This is a genomic window from Serratia nevei (assembly GCF_037948395.1).
In the GTDB taxonomy this organism is placed as follows: domain Bacteria; phylum Pseudomonadota; class Gammaproteobacteria; order Enterobacterales; family Enterobacteriaceae; genus Serratia; species Serratia nevei.
Genome location: NZ_CP149940.1, coordinates 2,907,685 through 2,924,766 on the forward strand (window position 1 = coordinate 2,907,685; position 17,082 = coordinate 2,924,766).

Below are 17,082 nucleotides of genomic sequence, written 5' to 3' on the forward strand. Positions count from 1 at the left end.
GATTACCTCAGCCCCGCCCGTTTAGGTTGAGTGCTGCAGCACGATATGAACGTTAAAGCCAGAAGCAGCTCCTAAAGTTCATATTGTCGCTCTTCCGGAGAATCCCTTATGTTCATCGCCCTCTACCGGTTCTCAGTCAAACCCGGACACGAACAAGCCTTTCGCCAGGCTTGGCTTGAATTAACCCAAGGCATTTATCTGCAGCGCGGCAGCCTCGGCTCCCGCCTGCACCGTGATATGGGCGGGCAGTTTATTGGCTACGCGCAGTGGCCAAACCGCGCTGCATGGGAAAACGCCGGTGATATTCAGTTGGATGAGCGCTATCGTCACGCCCGGGAACGAATGCGCGCGACGTTATTGGCGGATGAAACGTTATTTGAAATGGCAGTGACGGACGATTACCTGCAAATCAGACCGTTTGGCTGAGCACAAGCCCACGCAAGCGGGCTTGTGGTTGCGGGGGAGCGGCATCAATGATGCAGCATCTCGTCCACGACTTCTTTAGTCTGCAGCTGGAAGGGATAATAGGTCGGCCAGTTGTCCATCTCTTTCAGCAACGCCTCCTGCGACGTATTACCCATAAAGATATGGAAATGCGCCGATTTGCGCGGGCCGATAATGTGATCGCTGAACTGCACGAATTTCGGCGCCAGGCTGCCGGCATCCTGGCATTCGAACAGATAACGCACGCCCTTTTTACCAGAGACATACGTCAGGATCTTATGCCCGGCGTACTTATACTGACAGGCGCTGGATTGGTCGCCGCGATGAAACTCCATGACGCCGTTCTCAATGCCGATGGTATCCACATCGGTGGCGTACCCTTTGCGGTAATAGGCCTTCACTTCTTCGAAGGTCTTGCTCTTATCCTGCTCCGCCTTCTTCTTGAACACCGGATCGAGATCCCCATTGAGCAGATAAGGATACACGGATTGCCACACGCCCTCCCAATCCGCCAGGTCGCGATCTTTGACGTCTTTATCGTCGAATATGCCCGCTTCCGCCTTTTTTTCCACTTCCGTCAGCGGCTTGCCATGTGAATGATGCCCGTGGGCAAGCGCCTGCCCGCCGATAAACAACGCTGCCAGCGCCACCGCCAGTTTGCCAAAATGCCTCGCCAAAAGATGCTCCTTGTCCGTCATTGAGAAAATGAAAAGTTACAATATAACATAACAAATTTCAATCCCTGTCGCGCTACAGAGTACCTATTGCGCCCCCCTGCCGCAGGGTTATACTCGAAGAGGAAGCGCGGCGCTGCGCCGCCTTCTGCCGGGACGGACGCGGCGCCGGCGGGCGCTGGATTGACTGCCGTTCGCACCCCTGCGTACCGACATTTTTATTTCACTGATTTGCAACGGTTAATTATGACTTGAACTATGCTTGTTACAGGGCCTGCCGTTTGAGCAAGACCCGTGAATAATGAGGGTGCGCTGATGACTACTTCAACACATGAAAAGGTTAAGGATGATAAACGTCTGAGCGATGGACCGGACTGGACGTTCGAGCTGCTGCAGGTGTATTTGGAGCAGATCGACCGCGTCGCCAAGCATTACCGGCTCGACACCTACCCCCATCAGATCGAGGTGATCACCTCCGAGCAGATGATGGACGCTTATTCGAGCGTCGGCATGCCGATCAACTATACCCATTGGTCCTTCGGCAAGAAGTTCATCGAAACCGAACAGCGCTACAAACAGGGCCAGCAAGGGCTGGCCTATGAAATCGTCATCAACTCCAATCCCTGCATCGCCTACCTGATGGAGGAGAACACCATCACCATGCAGGCGCTGGTGATGGCGCACGCCTGCTATGGCCACAACTCGTTCTTCAAGAATAACTATCTGTTCCGCAGCTGGACCGACGCCAGCTCCATCGTCGATTACCTGCTGTTCGCCCGCCACTACATCAGCCAGTGCGAAGAGCGCTACGGCGTCGATGAAGTGGAGCGGTTGCTGGACTCCTGCCACGCGCTGATGAACTACGGCGTCGACAGATACAAACGCCCGCAGAAAATCTCCCTGGTAGAAGAGAAAGCGCGCCAGAAAAGCCGCGAAGAGTATCTGCAAAGCCAGGTGAACACGCTGTGGAAGACCCTGCCGCGCGTCGAACGCGAAGACTCGCCGGAGCAGGCGCGCCGGTATCCGAGCGAGCCGCAGGAAAATATCCTCTATTTCATCGAGAAGAATGCGCCGCTGTTGGAACCCTGGCAGCGTGAGGTGCTGCGCATCGTGCGCAAGGTCAGCCAGTATTTTTACCCGCAAAAGCAGACTCAGGTGATGAACGAGGGCTGGGCCACTTTCTGGCACTACACCATCCTCAACCATCTGTACGACGAGGGTCGGGTGACCGAGCGGTTTATGCTGGAGTTTTTGCACAGCCACACCAACGTGGTGTATCAGCCGCCGTATAACAGCCCGTACTATAACGGCATCAACCCATATGCGCTGGGCTTCGCCATGTTCCAGGACATCAAGCGCATCTGCCAGTCGCCAACCGAAGAAGATCGCTACTGGTTCCCGGACATCGCCGGCAAAGACTGGCTGGACACCTTGCACTTCGCCATGCGCGACTTCAAGGACGAGAGCTTTATCAGTCAGTTCCTGTCGCCCAAAGTGATGCGCGATTTCCGGTTGTTCACCGTGCTGGACGACGATCGCAACAACTATCTGGAGATTGCCGCGATCCATAACGAAGCCGGTTACCGGGCGATCCGCCAGGAGCTGTCAGCGCAATACAACCTGAGCAACCATGAGCCGAACATTCAGATCTGGAACGTGGACCTGCGCGGCGACCGCTCGCTGACGTTGCGTTACATCCCGCAGGAACGCGCACCGCTGGATAAGAGCCGCCGCGACGTGTTGAAGCACCTGCATCGCCTGTGGGGCTTCGACGTGATCCTCGAGCAGCAAAACGAAGATGGCAGCGTGGAGTTGCTCGATCGTTGCCCACCGCGGCCAACGCCGCTGTAACCGCCACAACGACAAAGGGCGCCAAATGGCGCCCTTTCTTATTTCATGAATACGCGATTAGCGACGCGCTTCGGTCAGATCGCTCGGCATGGTGCCCTGCATGCTCTGCCAAATCGCCCCGCTGTCTTTACCGTAGTTGCGCACGGTATCCATCACCTGGTCGTACAGCTTCTCATGGCACAGCGTGGACAGCTTGCTGTAGAAGGTCAGCGCCAGTTTGCGCGCTTCCGGGTTGGAGAAGTAGTAACGGCCCACGCGGGTGTACAGCCCTTTCAGGCCGTTGAAAATCAGGCCGTAGATCGGGTTGCCGGAAGCGAACGCCAGGCCGCGGAAGATCTCGTAATCGAGCAGATTGAAAGCGTCCGCCTGATCTTCTACCTCGGCGGCCTTCGCCAGCACTTCCTGGGCCTGTTCCGGATGATTGCGCACCGCGGCGCGAATAAAGATCGACGCGATATTGGTGCGCACCGACAGCAGGTTGTCGATCAGCTGCGGGACGCTCTTGTGATCGAGACGGGCCACGGTCTCAAGGATATTGAGGCCGGACGTTTCCCAGAAATTGTTCACTTTGGTCGGTTTGCCATGCTGAATGGTCAACCAGCCATCGCGGGCCAGACGTTGCAACACTTCACGTAACGTGGTGCGCGTGACGCCAATCAACTCCGAAAGCTCACGCTCCGCGGGCAAAATAGAGCCAGGGGGGAAGCGATTATTCCAAATACTCTCAATAATGTACTCTTCCGCGAAACCGGCAGGACTCTGCGCCTTTATGACCATGTGTTTGACGTTCCGTTGCGACGATAAAATCAGTAAAAGTAATCAGCTCATCATACCAGATCGTGCTGACATGACATAGCGTGAGCGAAAAACAATAAACGAAAGTGTGCATAAAGTGGCAAAAAACGCGCAAAAACACCGGCCGGCAGAAATTTGCCGCCGTAAAACAAGCTCCGGTTGCGCCCGCCCCCGCCGCATTGTTAGGGTACGTGCTACGACTGATTTAAGGATGCATAAAGGACAATGGAAACAACCCTGCGCAGCGCCCTGCTCAAAAACTTTCTGGGGCAATCTCCCGACTGGTACAAACTGACTATTCTCATTTTCCTGGCGGTCAACCCCTTGGTGTTCTTCTTCGCCAGCCCGTTTGTCGCGGGTTGGCTGCTGGTGGTCGAGTTCATCTTTACCCTGGCAATGGCGTTGAAATGCTACCCGCTGCTGCCGGGCGGCCTGCTGGCGCTGGAGGCGGTGGCCATCGGCATGACCAGCCCGGCGCAGGTCTCGCAGGAAATCGAACATAACCTGGAAGTCTTGCTGCTGCTGGTCTTTATGGTCGCCGGCATCTACTTTATGAAGCAGCTGCTGCTGTTCGTCTTCACCAAGCTGCTGCTCAACATCCAGTCAAAAACGCTGCTGTCGCTGGCGTTCTGCCTGGCCGCCGCCTTCCTTTCCGCCTTCCTCGACGCGCTGACGGTCGTGGCGGTAGTGATTAGCGTGGCCACCGGCTTTTATTCCATCTATCACAACGTGACGTCGAATCGCCCCGATGGCGACATCGGCGATGACAGCGATTTCACCGGTGAAGAGCGCAAGCAGACGCTGGAACAATTCCGCGCCTTTCTGCGCAGCCTGCTGATGCACGCCGGCGTCGGCACCGCGCTCGGCGGAGTCATGACCATGGTGGGCGAGCCGCAAAACCTGATCATCGCCAAAAGCGCGGGCTGGGGTTTTATCGATTTCTTCCTGCGTATGGCGCCGGTCACGCTGCCGGTGTTGGTGTGCGGCCTGCTGGTCTGTTGGCTGGTAGAGCGTTTTCGCCTGTTTGGCTATGGCGCGCAGTTGCCGCCGGCGGTGCGCGACGTGCTGAAAGAGTATGATCGCAAAGCCACCGCTGGCCGCAGCAGGCAAGAACGCCTCAAGCTGGTGATGCAGGCGCTGATCGGCGTTTGGCTGGTGCTGGCGCTGGCCTTCCATCTGGCGGAAGTTGGGCTGATCGGCCTGTCGGTGATCATCCTCGCCACTTCCCTGTGCGGCGTGAACGACGAACACGCCATCGGCAAAGCGTTCCAGGAAGCGCTGCCGTTCACCGCCCTGCTGACGGTGTTTTTCACCGTGGTCGCGGTGATCATCGAGCAGCACCTGTTCAGCCCGGTGATCCAGTTTGTGCTGCGCGCCGACCCCGCCTCTCAGCTTTCGCTGTTCTACCTGTTCAACGGCCTGCTGTCGTCGGTTTCCGACAACGTGTTCGTCGGCACGGTTTACATTAACGAGGCGCGCACGGCGCTGGAGACCGGCACCATCGCGCTGAAGCAGTTTGAGCTGCTGGCGGTTGCCATCAATACCGGCACCAACCTGCCTTCGGTCGCCACCCCTAACGGCCAGGCCGCGTTCCTATTCCTGCTGACGTCGGCATTGGCACCGCTGGTGCGTCTGTCGTATGGCCGCATGGTGTGGATGGCCCTGCCTTATACGGTGGTGCTGACGGTGGTCGGTCTGCTGTGCGTCCTGTTCACGCTGGAGCCGGCGACCGAGCTGCTGACGCAGTGGCATTGGCTGGCGCTGCCGCCCATCGACGCCGTCGGCCACTAAGGCGGCGCTGGCAGGGTGAACCGACTATTTTTACGCTGAATCCGGCCCAGGTGGCTGGCAGCGAGAAGGAATTGGTTTACACTGCCGGTTCAATTGCTTACTGCATGGAAGAATCTAGATATGTTGCAATTCTTTAACCGCTGTTCACAAGGACGCGGCGCCTGGCTGCTGATGGCCCTGACAGCGTTGGTGTTGGAACTGGTCGCGCTCTATTTCCAGCACGTTATGCTGCTGCAGCCCTGCGTCATGTGCATTTACGAGCGTTGCGCGCTGTTCGGCATCCTCGGCGCCTCGCTGGTGGGCGCCATCGCGCCGAAAACCCCACTGCGCTATGTGGCGATCTTGCTGTGGATCTACAGCGCCTGGGAAGGCGTACAGCTGGCGTGGAAGCACACCATGATCCAGTTGCACCCTTCGCCGTTCAATACCTGCGATTTCTTCGTCAGCTTCCCTTCGTGGCTGCCGCTGGACAAATGGCTGCCGGCGGTGTTCCACGCTTCCGGCGACTGCTCCGTGCGCCAATGGCAGTTCCTGACGCTGGAAATGCCACAGTGGCTGGTCGGCATCTTCGGCGCCTATCTGCTGGTGGCGCTGATTGTGCTGATCGCACAATTTGTTCGCCCCCGTCGCCGCGACCTGTTCGGCCGCTGATCGGCAGACAAACAAAAAACGGCGCCGAAAGGCGCCATTTTTTTAGGGTATTGCGGTCAAATTCAGAGATAACCCCATTTCAGGTATGTGTAAGGAAATAAACGAGCACAATCAGCGCTCCAGCCACGGCAAACAGACGGATCATTTTCATTGTTATACTCTCGAACATGCGGGAGAGCGGCCAAATTACCCAACTTATCGTTTAAAAAGAAGCATTCCGGCTCGGTTAAGCGCGTAATTTACATAACATTAAACTTCTGCGATGTTGGCGGCAACAACGGGCGGCGCCAGCGCTTTCCTTTCGGCCTTAGGACAGCAATAAATTACCGTTACTTATGAACCACTGCGTCTTTGTCACATTCAGAGCACAATATTTTGGTGAAGTTTGCCCATAAAATCCTTATAGTATCGGCAAAGTGAGTATTACCGATTTCCCTGGTGTTGTTGTGTGTCTTGCCCCTCATCTTTGCAGGGGCTTTTTTCCTTCCTTCCCCTTTATCCCAAGGCCCGCTCACCGTTCGCGCACTAATGATTAAAATCATTCGCGATGCTTTCCTTATGCTAAATGACGTTGTGATTTTCACCCTTTCTTTCGGTGAGCCAGGCCCTGTCTCTGGCTGACTGCATAACGTCAATGACATCAAGGACACGATTCTATGCCGGATACCGCATTGCCCCCTGCATCTCAGCGCCCCCTCCTGCACCGCCTGCTGCTTAAAGCCGGGAAAAGATTCCTGCGCTGGAACGGCGAATTTCAGACCCGTCATTCGCTAATCTCGACTACGCCGCAGATCGGTAATCACGAATTTAACTGGGTGGCCACGCTGGAAGCCCATTGGCCGGCAATTCGGGAGGAGTTGGATCGGCTGCTGGAGCATCCGGAAGATATTCCCGCGTTCCACCAAATATCGCCGGATCAGAAACGCATCTCTAAAGGGGATAACTGGAAAACCTTCGGGCTGTTTGTCTACGGGCAGCGGGTTGATGATAACTGCGCCATTTGCCCGCGCACCGCACAGGCGGTCAGCGAGATCGCCGGCATGCGCACCGCGATGTTTTCGATTCTTAAACCGCACTATCACATCGTGCCCCACAAGGGCCCGACCCGTGCCGTGGTGCGTGCGCACCTGGGGTTGATCGTGCCAAAGGATCGGGAAAAGCTGTGGATCCGCGTTGACGATCAGATCCTGCACTGGGATGAGGGCAAAGTGATTCTGTTTGATGATTCCTACGAGCACGAGGTCCGCAACGACACCGACGAGCTGCGTGCGGTGCTGTTTCTCGATATCGACCGGCCGATGGACAAGGTGGGTACGGCGGTGAATAAACTGCTGTTCAGCCTGATCAAAGCCAGCCCGTATGTGAAGCAGCCGCTGAAAAATCTGGCTAACTGGCATCGCCGCGATAAAAAAGCGTGAAGTGGCGGTTATGCCATAACCCCCACGCCCGTCGGTAGCGCGCCAGATAGCGCAGAGGGCGGAATGTCTGAATACGCCGCCCTCTTGCTGCCCAAGGTGTGACGTTACCTGGCCCAGTCCGGCTTGTTGAGGATATGATCCTGCCAGTCCACGACTTCGCTCTCGCGCACCGCGATATGCCGCACCGTGATGCGCTCGCCGTGCATCGCCGCCTTGGAGCCACTCAGCAGCGGGTGCCAAGGGAACAGCGGTTTGCCTTCACCGATCAGGCGATAGGCGCAGGTCGGCGGCAACCAATCGAAGGTCGTAAGGTTCTCGCGCGTCAGTTTGATGCAGTCCTCTTCCAGCTCGAAGCGCCGCTCATAGTTACGGCATTGGCAGGATTTGATGTTGAGCTGGTTGCAGGCTACGTTGGTAAAATAAATCTCGTCGGTATCTTCGTCGATCAGCTTATTCAAACAGCATTGCCCGCACCCGTCGCACAGCGATTCCCACTCTTGTTCTGACATTTCCGCCAGCGTTTTCTGTTGCCAAAAAGCGAGTTGTGACATGTTAGCGTCCGGTTTCGGTAAATGGATAAGTCACCTGCGCACAGGTTCGAGGGGGGACTATATAGACATTTTAGCCACAAGATGCAAGCTTTGCCGCCGACGGCGCCGGCGGCAAGAGAGATCAGATCACGCGGGTGCTGAGCGTTTTGCCGTTCAGGCTGATTTTCAGCATGTCGCCGGAGGCCATCGGACCCACGCCCTGCGGCGTGCCGGTCAGGATGATGTCGCCGGCGCGCAGCGTGAAGAAACGGCTCATGTAGCTGATAAGCGGCAGGATCGGCGTGATCATGTCACGCGTATTACCCTGCTGGCGCAGTTGATCGTTAACGGTCAGCGACAGCTCGGCATTTTGCGGATCGCCGAATTCCGCCACCGGGATAAACCCCGACATCGGGCAGGAACCGTCGAAGGCCTTGGCCTTTTCCCAAGGCTGACCGGCTTTTTTAAAGCCCGCCTGCAGATCGCGCAGCGTCAGATCGAGCGCCACACCGTAGCCGGCGATCGCCCGCGCAACGCGGTCTTCGTTGGCCTGTTTCAACGGCGTGCCGATCAGTACCGCCAGCTCCACCTCATGATGCACCGCACCGAACTCTTTGGGGATGGCCACCGGCTGGCGAATGTCGCACAGCGCCGTTTCCGGTTTGATGAACACCACCGGCTCGACGGAAACCGCGCTGCCCATTTCCTTGATGTGATCGGCGTAGTTACTGCCGACGCAGACCACCTTGTTCACCGGGAAATCGAGCAGCGAACCCTGCCAGTCTCTATGTTGATACATACCGCTTCTCCCAAACTGTAGAGGCTTGGCGCGCCAAGCCGATTATTGGTGTGCCGGATCAATGCCCGATCGCGTCCGCCATCATACCCACGGCGAGGGCGAAATAGTAAGAGCGATTCCAGTGCATGAGGGTGCGAAAATTATCATAGACCAGGAACGTCCGCCCCTGCAGATCATCCGGCGCGATGATCCAACCGCGCTGAACAGCGTGCGGCAAGGCACTGCCATCCGCACGACGCACCCCGCGTTGTTGCCAGGCGTTGACGCTGCGCGCCTGCGCGTCTTTCAACCCCAGCTCGGCCCGATTGAAACCGGCGGGCAATTTGACCTCGCGCCCCCAGCCGATGCCGGCCTGCCAGCCTTCTTTGGACAAATAACTGGCCGTAGACGCGAAGACATCATCAATGTTGTTCCAGATATCGATGCGCCCGTCACCGTCGCCGTCCGCCGCGTAGCGCAAGAAAGAGCTCGGCATAAACTGGCATTGCCCCATTGCGCCGGCCCAGGAGCCTTTCAGGGGCGTATCGCCGACGTGCCCCTGCTCGACTATCTGCAACGCCGCCATCAGCTCCTGGCTGAAAAAGGCCTCGCGGCGCCCTTCAAACGCCAGCGTCGCCAGCGCGGACACCACGTCTTCCCGCCCCTGAATCTTACCGTAGGCGCTTTCCATGCCCCACAGCGCGATGATATAGCGCCCCGGCACCCGATAGCGCTCGCTGGCGCGCGTCCATTGCGCCTGGCGCTGCCGGTACAGTTCGCGCCCCTGGCGCACCTTGGCGGGCGACATTACACGCCGCAGGTAGTCATCCAGGGTAATCTTCTGCTCCGGCTGATTGCGATCGGCCTTGATCACCCGATCGACGAAATGTATTTGCGCAAAAGCACGGTCAAGGGTGCTCTGGCTGATGCCCTGCTCCCGCGCCTGGCGCTTGAGTTGCTCGACATACGCCGGAAACTGCGCCGGATCCCGGCCGCTCGCCGCCAGCGTCGCCTCCTGTGCCGCCTGCGGTGCGCCCGGTATCAGCACACCGCCCAGCGCCAGCCAGGCGGCCAATACGGTTCTTCTCGCCGAACGTGTCATCGCGCCTCCCCTGGCCGTGGCCGCCGTCTCAGGCCTTGTCGCCCGCCAGATGCTGATTGAGCAGGTTTTCTACCGGCGGCGGGAACTGCAGGTAATAGCCTTCGTCTTTCAACGCCTGCTTCACCTTTTCGATATCCGCCGAGGCCAATTTCTTGCGCTCATCGAGCGAAAGCATCATGGCGAATTGCGGCACGCCGAAACTTTTCATCAGCTCTTCCGGCACACGAGAGAAATCGTCTTTTTTTTCGACATAAAGATAAGTTTGATCGCGTTTCGGGCTTCTATAGATCACACAAAGCATTTTTTTAACTCTATTTAATTGAGGGAGCGTCTTGCCTGGATATAACTCTGACTATAACATGCTTATAGTACATCGGAATATCGCACCCCGAGTGGTATTCCGGGGATTTAAAGTTGCTGAGACTGAGTCAGGATAGATGTCACAATCGCCAATTGAGCTAAAAGGCAGCAGTTTTACCCTATCGGTTGTTCATTTGCATAATTCGCAGCCTGAGGTAATACGTCAGGCGTTACAGGAAAAAGTTGAGCAAGCGCCCGCTTTTCTGAAAAACGCCCCTGTTGTTATCAACGTCGCAACGCTGGATGGCGATGCGAACTGGAAAGAACTTCAACAGGCTGTCGCGGCAGCAGGTCTGCGCGTTGTGGGTATCAGCGGTTGCAGAGATGAGCGTCAAAAGCGCGCGATAGCCCGTGCCGGGCTGCCGCTGCTGAGCGAAGGCAAAGGCCAGAAGATGGCGGCGCCGGAGCCTGCGCCTGCGCCCGTGGCGGCGGATAACGCCCCCGCTAAAACGCGTATCATCAGCACGCCTGTCCGTTCCGGCCAACAGATTTACGCCCGCAACTGCGATCTTATCGTGACCAACAGCGTCAGCGCCGGCGCCGAATTGATTGCCGACGGCAACATTCATGTCTACGGCATGATGCGCGGTCGCGCACTGGCAGGCGCGTCAGGCGACACGCAATGTCAGATTTTTTGCACCCACCTGGCGGCTGAGCTAGTCTCTATCGCAGGGCAGTACTGGTTGAGCGACCAAATCCCGTCCGATTACGTCGGGCAGGCCGTACGACTCAGCCTGTTGGATAACGCTTTAACCATACAACCTTTAAACTAAGCCCTTTTGACAAGGAATCCATTTCATGGCACGCATTATTGTTGTTACATCGGGTAAAGGGGGCGTTGGCAAGACCACTTCGAGCGCGGCCATCGCTACCGGCCTGGCCCAGAAAGGCAAGAAAACCGTCGTGATCGATTTCGATATCGGCCTGCGTAATCTTGACCTGATCATGGGCTGCGAACGTCGGGTAGTGTATGATTTCGTGAACGTGATTCAGGGCGATGCCACGCTGAATCAGGCGTTGATCAAAGACAAACGCACTGAAAACCTCTATATCCTGCCTGCTTCGCAGACGCGCGACAAAGACGCGTTGACCCGCGAAGGCGTTGAAAAAATTCTCAACGATCTCGGCGAGATGGATTTTGACTTCGTGGTGTGCGATTCACCGGCCGGTATCGAAACCGGTGCGCTGATGGCGCTGTACTTCGCCGACGAAGCTATCATCACCACCAACCCGGAAGTGTCTTCGGTACGCGACTCCGACCGTATCCTGGGCATCCTCTCTTCCAAGTCACGCCGCGCCGAGAAAGGCGAATCGCCAATCAAGGAACACCTGCTGCTGACCCGTTACAACCCGGGCCGCGTCAGCCGTGGCGACATGCTGAGCATGGAAGACGTGCTGGAAATCCTGCGCATTCCACTGGTGGGTGTGATTCCGGAAGACCAGTCCGTGCTGCGCGCTTCCAACCAGGGTGAGCCTGTCATTCTGGATGCCGAGTCAGACGCCGGTAAGGCGTACGACGATACCGTTTGCCGCTTGTTGGGGGAAGAACGCCCATTCCGCTTCATTGAAGAAGAGAAGAAGGGTTTCCTGAAACGCCTTTTTGGGGGATAAACCATGGCCTTATTAGACTTCTTTCTGTCCCGCAAAAAACAGACAGCCAATATAGCCAAGGAACGGCTGCAGATTATCGTCGCAGAGCGTCGTCGCGGGGACAGTGAGCCCCCGTATCTGCCTGATCTGAAACGCGATATTCTGGCGGTTATTTGCAAATACATTCAGATCGATCCTGAAATGCTGCACGTGCAATTCGAGCAGAAAGGGGACGACATTTCGGTACTTGAACTTAACGTGACATTACCGGAATCGGAAGAAGCAGCTAAATGATTGCGACGCATTAATTACCCCCTGTATATTTTATGCAGGGGGTAACTGTATGTGCATCCAGTTATTAAGCTTTATCGCCAGCAAAAAAGTGATTTTTCCCTTTGGGACAATTCCCAATTAACTTTGCCGCCGCCTCGTTTAAAGTAAATTCTGGCCAGATTTACCTTCAACGCATTATTTCCTGCCTATATTCACCCGAGCAGAGTTTCCCTACCCTGCCCTGGTGATAATCAGCGATTAATAATCTTTCAGGATGTCCTGCAGCGGTGCCATTAATAGATCGCCGCGCCAGCCGCTGATTAATTCAGGGCGACTTTCGCCGTCCTTCAGTTTCCAATGCCAGTTCAGCAATTGGTTAATTTGGCGACGGGATGCCAGCAGTTCGCTGCTCAACCCGCTTTGCTCGCTGACGGCAGCGATCGCCGCCTTGATGTCTTTGAACACCTTCTTGTAGCCCGGCTGATCGATAAGGTTAGCCAACGGCGCCGGCAACTCGGATTCTTCCAGCGCTTCGGCTTCCGCCACCAGCGCCAGCAGCGTTTTACCGTGATAACGGATCTCCGGCCCGCTCAGGCCCAGCGAATCCAGTTCTCCCAGCGAAGACGGCATATAGCGCGCCACCTGCCACAAGTTTTCCTCACGCACCACGAAGTTCACCGCCAGATCGCGCTCGCGTGCCTGGCGCAGCCGCCATTCCGCCAGCTTCTGCAGACAACCGAGCTGACGCGGGCGCAGCTGCCAGGCGTTGCTGATTTCGCGGTAGGCCAATGCCGGCGCCAGCGTCTCGCTACGGCGCTGGCACAGCAGCAGACACTCGTTATTGGCCGCCGCGGTCCAACCGGCCTCTTCCGTCTCCTGCACCAGCTGTTTGGCCATCGGCAGCAGATAGAACACGTCGGCAGCCGCGTACACGCACTGCCTTTCAGTCAGCGGACGCGCCAGCCAGTCGGTGCGCGACTCGCTCTTGTCCAGCTCAACCTTCATGTACTCCGCCACCAGCGTCGCGAAGCCACAGGAGAGCGGCCGGCCGGTAAAGGCCGCCAGGATCTGGGTATCGACCATCGGCGTCGGCAGCGTTTTAAAGGCGTTGAGAAACACTTCGAGATCTTCACTGCCGGCATGCAGGAACTTCACCACGGCGGTGTCGGCCAGCAGGTCGACAAACGGCTGCCATTGCTTGATCGGCAGAGGATCGATGAGGGAGAGTTGTTCACCGTCGTAGAGCTGGATCAGGCCCAGCTGCGGATAGTAGGTGCGCGTTCTGACAAACTCGGTGTCCAGCGCAATCTGGGCATGCTTTCTCGCCTGCTCGCAGACCTGCTGCAATCCGGCATCGGTAGTGATCAACTGATAATTCAAAACATCATTCTCTTGTAGGATTCAAACACAACAACGCCGGCATTCACCGGCGTTGTTGATAGTCAGACGCGAGAGCGACACCTAGGCGGCATCGGCCGGCTTCGGTGTTTTTTGCTCATCGCGCAGTTCTCGCCGCAAAATCTTGCCGACGTTCGACTTCGGCAGTTCATCGCGGAACTCAACAATTTTAGGCACTTTATACCCGGTCAGGTGGCGACGGCAATGGGTCAACAGCTCTTCCTTGGTCAGCGAAGCGTCTTTCTTCACCACGCAGATCTTCACCGTTTCGCCGGAGACTTCGCTGGGCACGCCAATCGCCGCACATTCCAGCACCTTCGGATGCTGGCTGACCACGTCCTCGATTTCGTTCGGGTAAACGTTGAAACCGGAGACCAGGATCATGTCTTTCTTACGATCGACGATGCGCACAAACCCCTGCTCGTCTACGGTCACCACATCACCGGTCGCCAGCCAGCCGTCTTTCAGCACTTCGTCGGTGGCTTCCGGGCGCTGCCAATAGCCTAACATAACTTGCGGCCCTTTGACCCACAGTTCGCCGGGTTCGCCCGGCGGCACATCGTGACCGTTGTCGTCCACCAGCCGAATGTCCGTCGACGGCACCGGCAAACCGATACTGCCGCTGTAGTGTTTCAGCTCGTAAGGGTTACCGGCCACCAGCGGCGCGCACTCCGTCAGGCCATAGCCTTCCAGCAGGTGTTTGCCGGTGGTTTTCTCCCACTTCTCGGCCACCGCTTTTTGCACCGACATGCCGCCGCCGACCGAGAAACGCAGCGTAGAGAAATCGAGCTTGTGGAAATCTTCGTTGTTCAGCAACGCGTTGAACAAGGTATTGACCCCGCTCATGGCGGTGAACGGATATTTGCCGAGTTCTTTCACCAGCCCCGGAATATCGCGCGGGTTGGTGATCAGCAAATTGCGCCCGCCCAGGTCGATAAACAGCAGGCAGTTCACCGTCAGCGCGAAAATATGGTAGAGCGGCAACGCCGTCACCACCAGTTCCTGCCCTTCACGGAACAGCGGCGAATAGGCGGCTTTGGCCTGCTCGAGGTTGGCCTGCATGTTGCGGTGCGTCAGCATCGCGCCCTTTGCCACCCCGGTGGTGCCGCCGGTGTATTGCAGGAAGGCCAGATCGGCATTAATGATGTCCGGTTTCACATATTGCAGACGCCGGCCGCGCTGCAGCGCGCTGCGGAATGAAATGGCGTCCGGCAGGTTGTATTTCGGTACCAGGCGCTTAACGTACTTGACCACGAAGTTGACCAGCGTGCCTTTGGCGGCCGAAAGCTGATCGCCCATGCGCGTCAGGATCACGTGTTTGACCTGGGTGTTGAACACCACTTTTTCCAGCGTATGGGCAAAGTTGGAGACGATGACGATGGCGCTGGCACCGCTGTCGTTCAACTGGTGCTCCAGCTCGCGCGGGGTATACAGCGGGTTGACGTTGACCACCACCATGCCGGCGCGCAGAATGCCGAACAGCGCGATGGGGTATTGCAACAGGTTTGGCATCATCAGCGCGACGCGGTCGCCCTTCTTCAGGCCCAGTTCATTTTGCAGGTAAGCCGCGAAAGCCCGGCTGCGTTCTTCCAGTTTGCGGAAGGTCATCACCTCGCCCATGTTGATAAAGGCGGGCTGATCGGCATAGCGCTGCACGGCATGCTCAAACATTTCGATCAACGACGAATAGCGATCGGCATCAATCTCTGCGGGCACATCTGCCGGATACCGTTTTAACCAGACCTTATCCAAGGTATTACTCCTGAAATCATTACTAATTATCATCGCAGCCCTCAAACTCGCAGCCTAACCATAACAATATTTTAACTCAGCAGACCAGTTCGGGTTTTAAACATTATTCAGGTTGCGATGTACGTCACTAATTGTCGGATATTCCTTATCCCAAAAAACAAAAAGGCGGCCTGAGCCGCCCTGTCAAATTTGTTCACATCAAGCGTATGCTACTCGGTTACGATGGTTTGCACCTGTGCCGGGCCAGGGTTATACCAGCCATAGCCTGCCCCCCAACCGGGTCCCCACGGGCCACCACGCCAGCCCCAGGGGCCCATCGGCGCCGGCGGCATCACCACCTGCTGCACCAGATGCCAGCGTTTGAAACCGGTCACGTTCATCGTCACGAAGCGATACGGCGTCATGCCGATCCGCCCCTCTTTCAGCCCGGTAATAGGGCCGACGACGGTCACCAACTGGCCTTTGAAATCAACCGGTTCGAGGAAGCCGTTTACCGTGGCCAGCAAGCGGCCGCGCGACGGTTCGCCCAGTATCGGCCGCGCACCGCTGTCGAGCGGCACCGCCGCAATCTCCAGCACCGTGCGCCCTTGCTCGTTGGCGACGTTGACCACGGTGCCGCCGAAGCGGGCTTCCGCGCCGGTAAACAGGTTCGGTGCATTTTGTACCGAGGAAAGCTGAGTCACCGGCGAGGGGCTGGAGCCTTTGATCGCATCCGGTACGGTGACGCACCCGGTAAGAACCAGCGCGCCGCAGGCGACGGCCAGCAGCGACAGCTTTTTACTTGCAGTGCGGATTAACATGGTCGCAATCTCCTGAAATGCCTGTAACTTTGACCGCGTTTCATCGTTCAAGTTGCAGGCTTTCGTCGCCCGGCATCAACAACAGCACAATACGCCGCGATTACTCGCGGCCCGGCAGTTTCTTCCAGGTCACTTCATTGCGCAGATAGGTGGGCTCGGCGTTTTCCACCGCCACCGCCAACCCCTGTTCCCAGGCGTATAGCGCCAGCGGCAGCATGTCTTGCGCCTGCGGCAACAGCATTTGGCCGTCGCGTACGCTCAGGGTTGAACCGTTGACCAGGTCGGGATAGGTTTGCCAGCCGGTGCCGACGTGGGCCCATTCGCCCTGCAGGCGCTGCGCACGCTCCAGCGCCTGCGCCGGCGACAGCACGGCCTCGCCTTCGCTTTCCAACCAGCTGCCGTCCACCTGGCGTTCGAACTGCCCCCAGTAGACTTCCCCCATACGCGCATCGATCGCCGCCAGCACGCGCTCCGCGCCGCTGACGCGCCAGGCGCCCTGCGCCATGGTTTGCAGCGTAGAAACGCCAATCATCGGCAGATCGGCACCCAGCGCCAGGCCCTGAGCGATGCCGATGCCGATGCGCACCCCGGTAAAGCTGCCGGGGCCGCGACCGAAGGCCAGCGCATCGAGCTGGTTGAGCGCCAGACCGGATTCCGCCAGCACCTGCTGTACCATAGGTAAAATTCGTTGCGTATGCTCGCGTGGGCACAGCTCAAACAGGGCGTGGATTTCGCCTTGATTCCAGACGGCGACGGAACAGGCTTCCGTCGCGGTATCGATCGCTAAAATTCGCGTGGACATGCCAACCTCTGGCGGGAATAAAACTGGGTTTTTCATACAGGGCGCGCATTGTAGCACAGCCCCGTAAGCCCTT

18 protein-coding genes are annotated in these 17,082 nt (G+C 57.4%); 8 read left to right on the forward strand and 10 right to left on the reverse strand.

Annotated elements, in window-relative coordinates:
- The first annotated feature begins 108 nt into the window (after positions 1–108).
- The gene (locus tag V8N38_RS13955; protein ID WP_147839870.1) at positions 109–426 is read left to right on the forward strand and encodes an antibiotic biosynthesis monooxygenase family protein; all 318 of its coding nucleotides are present in this window, start codon (positions 109–111) and stop codon (positions 424–426) included.
- A gap of 44 nt (positions 427–470) precedes the next feature.
- Here the strand turns inward: V8N38_RS13955 and zinT are convergent, their stop codons facing one another.
- A complete protein-coding gene (gene zinT, locus V8N38_RS13960) occupies positions 471–1,121 on the reverse strand; it encodes a metal-binding protein ZinT (protein ID WP_033634825.1) in 651 nt (216 codons plus the stop codon).
- A 312-nt stretch (positions 1,122–1,433) separates the two neighbouring features.
- Between zinT and V8N38_RS13965 the strand changes: the two genes are divergently transcribed.
- On the forward strand, positions 1,434–2,969 hold the full coding sequence (locus tag V8N38_RS13965) for a SpoVR family protein (protein WP_147839869.1): 1,536 nt from the start codon (positions 1,434–1,436) through the stop codon (positions 2,967–2,969).
- A gap of 57 nt (positions 2,970–3,026) precedes the next feature.
- Here V8N38_RS13965 and fadR read toward each other — a convergent pair whose 3' ends face one another.
- On the reverse strand, positions 3,027–3,746 hold the full coding sequence (fadR, locus tag V8N38_RS13970) for a fatty acid metabolism transcriptional regulator FadR (RefSeq protein ID WP_025303107.1): 720 nt from the start codon (positions 3,744–3,746) through the stop codon (positions 3,027–3,029).
- A 243-nt stretch (positions 3,747–3,989) separates the two neighbouring features.
- On the opposite strand from fadR, the gene nhaB reads away from it, so the two are divergent.
- The 3 genes from nhaB (at position 3,990) to V8N38_RS13985 (ending at position 7,624) form a co-directional block, all read left to right on the forward strand.
- Complete coding sequence (gene nhaB / locus V8N38_RS13975; protein ID WP_147839868.1) at positions 3,990–5,555, forward strand: sodium/proton antiporter NhaB; 1,566 nt, start codon at positions 3,990–3,992, stop codon at positions 5,553–5,555.
- A 120-nt stretch (positions 5,556–5,675) separates the two neighbouring features.
- Positions 5,676–6,206, forward strand: coding sequence for a disulfide bond formation protein DsbB (dsbB, locus tag V8N38_RS13980; protein ID WP_033643335.1), 531 nt, complete (start codon positions 5,676–5,678; stop codon positions 6,204–6,206).
- A 656-nt stretch (positions 6,207–6,862) separates the two neighbouring features.
- The gene (locus V8N38_RS13985; RefSeq protein WP_147839867.1) at positions 6,863–7,624 is read left to right on the forward strand and encodes an aspartyl/asparaginyl beta-hydroxylase domain-containing protein; all 762 of its coding nucleotides are present in this window, start codon (positions 6,863–6,865) and stop codon (positions 7,622–7,624) included.
- Between the two features lie 104 nt (positions 7,625–7,728).
- On the opposite strand, the gene V8N38_RS13990 is transcribed toward V8N38_RS13985, so the two are convergent.
- The 4 genes from V8N38_RS13990 to V8N38_RS14005 form a co-directional block, all read right to left on the reverse strand.
- Complete coding sequence (locus V8N38_RS13990; RefSeq protein ID WP_025159803.1) at positions 7,729–8,175, reverse strand: YcgN family cysteine cluster protein; 447 nt, start codon at positions 8,173–8,175, stop codon at positions 7,729–7,731.
- Positions 8,176–8,296: 121 nt separating this feature from the next.
- Entirely contained in the window at positions 8,297–8,953 is a 657-nt protein-coding gene (locus tag V8N38_RS13995; RefSeq protein ID WP_004932286.1) for a fumarylacetoacetate hydrolase family protein, read from the reverse strand.
- Between the two features lie 58 nt (positions 8,954–9,011).
- Positions 9,012–10,034: a lytic transglycosylase domain-containing protein gene (locus V8N38_RS14000; protein WP_060439784.1), complete on the reverse strand. Its 1,023-nt coding sequence runs from the start codon at positions 10,032–10,034 to the stop codon at positions 9,012–9,014.
- Between the two features lie 28 nt (positions 10,035–10,062).
- Complete coding sequence (locus V8N38_RS14005; RefSeq protein ID WP_004932294.1) at positions 10,063–10,335, reverse strand: YcgL domain-containing protein; 273 nt, start codon at positions 10,333–10,335, stop codon at positions 10,063–10,065.
- A gap of 136 nt (positions 10,336–10,471) precedes the next feature.
- Between V8N38_RS14005 and minC the strand changes: the two genes are divergently transcribed.
- From minC to minE, 3 genes are read left to right on the forward strand one after another with little or no spacing between them, the layout of a single operon-like run.
- Positions 10,472–11,167, forward strand: a complete 696-nt coding sequence (minC, locus tag V8N38_RS14010) for a septum site-determining protein MinC (RefSeq protein ID WP_060423893.1) — start codon at positions 10,472–10,474, stop codon at positions 11,165–11,167.
- A 25-nt stretch (positions 11,168–11,192) separates the two neighbouring features.
- On the forward strand, positions 11,193–12,005 hold the full coding sequence (gene minD, locus V8N38_RS14015; RefSeq protein ID WP_016927452.1) for a septum site-determining protein MinD: 813 nt from the start codon (positions 11,193–11,195) through the stop codon (positions 12,003–12,005).
- A gap of 3 nt (positions 12,006–12,008) precedes the next feature.
- Complete coding sequence (minE, locus tag V8N38_RS14020) at positions 12,009–12,278, forward strand: cell division topological specificity factor MinE (protein ID WP_004932303.1); 270 nt, start codon at positions 12,009–12,011, stop codon at positions 12,276–12,278.
- 237 nt (positions 12,279–12,515) lie between these two features.
- Here the strand turns inward: minE and rnd are convergent, their stop codons facing one another.
- From rnd to tsaB, 4 genes are all read right to left on the reverse strand, one after another.
- On the reverse strand, positions 12,516–13,637 hold the full coding sequence (gene rnd / locus V8N38_RS14025; protein ID WP_038877158.1) for a ribonuclease D: 1,122 nt from the start codon (positions 13,635–13,637) through the stop codon (positions 12,516–12,518).
- Positions 13,638–13,718: 81 nt separating this feature from the next.
- On the reverse strand, positions 13,719–15,407 hold the full coding sequence (gene fadD / locus V8N38_RS14030) for a long-chain-fatty-acid--CoA ligase FadD (protein ID WP_147839866.1): 1,689 nt from the start codon (positions 15,405–15,407) through the stop codon (positions 13,719–13,721).
- A 209-nt stretch (positions 15,408–15,616) separates the two neighbouring features.
- The gene (locus V8N38_RS14035) at positions 15,617–16,207 is read right to left on the reverse strand and encodes a Slp family lipoprotein (protein ID WP_049271641.1); all 591 of its coding nucleotides are present in this window, start codon (positions 16,205–16,207) and stop codon (positions 15,617–15,619) included.
- Positions 16,208–16,307: 100 nt separating this feature from the next.
- Positions 16,308–17,009 (reverse strand): tRNA (adenosine(37)-N6)-threonylcarbamoyltransferase complex dimerization subunit type 1 TsaB, encoded by a 702-nt coding sequence (tsaB, locus tag V8N38_RS14040; RefSeq protein ID WP_060423904.1) that lies wholly within the window; start codon positions 17,007–17,009, stop codon positions 16,308–16,310.
- Positions 17,010–17,082 lie beyond the last annotated feature (73 nt).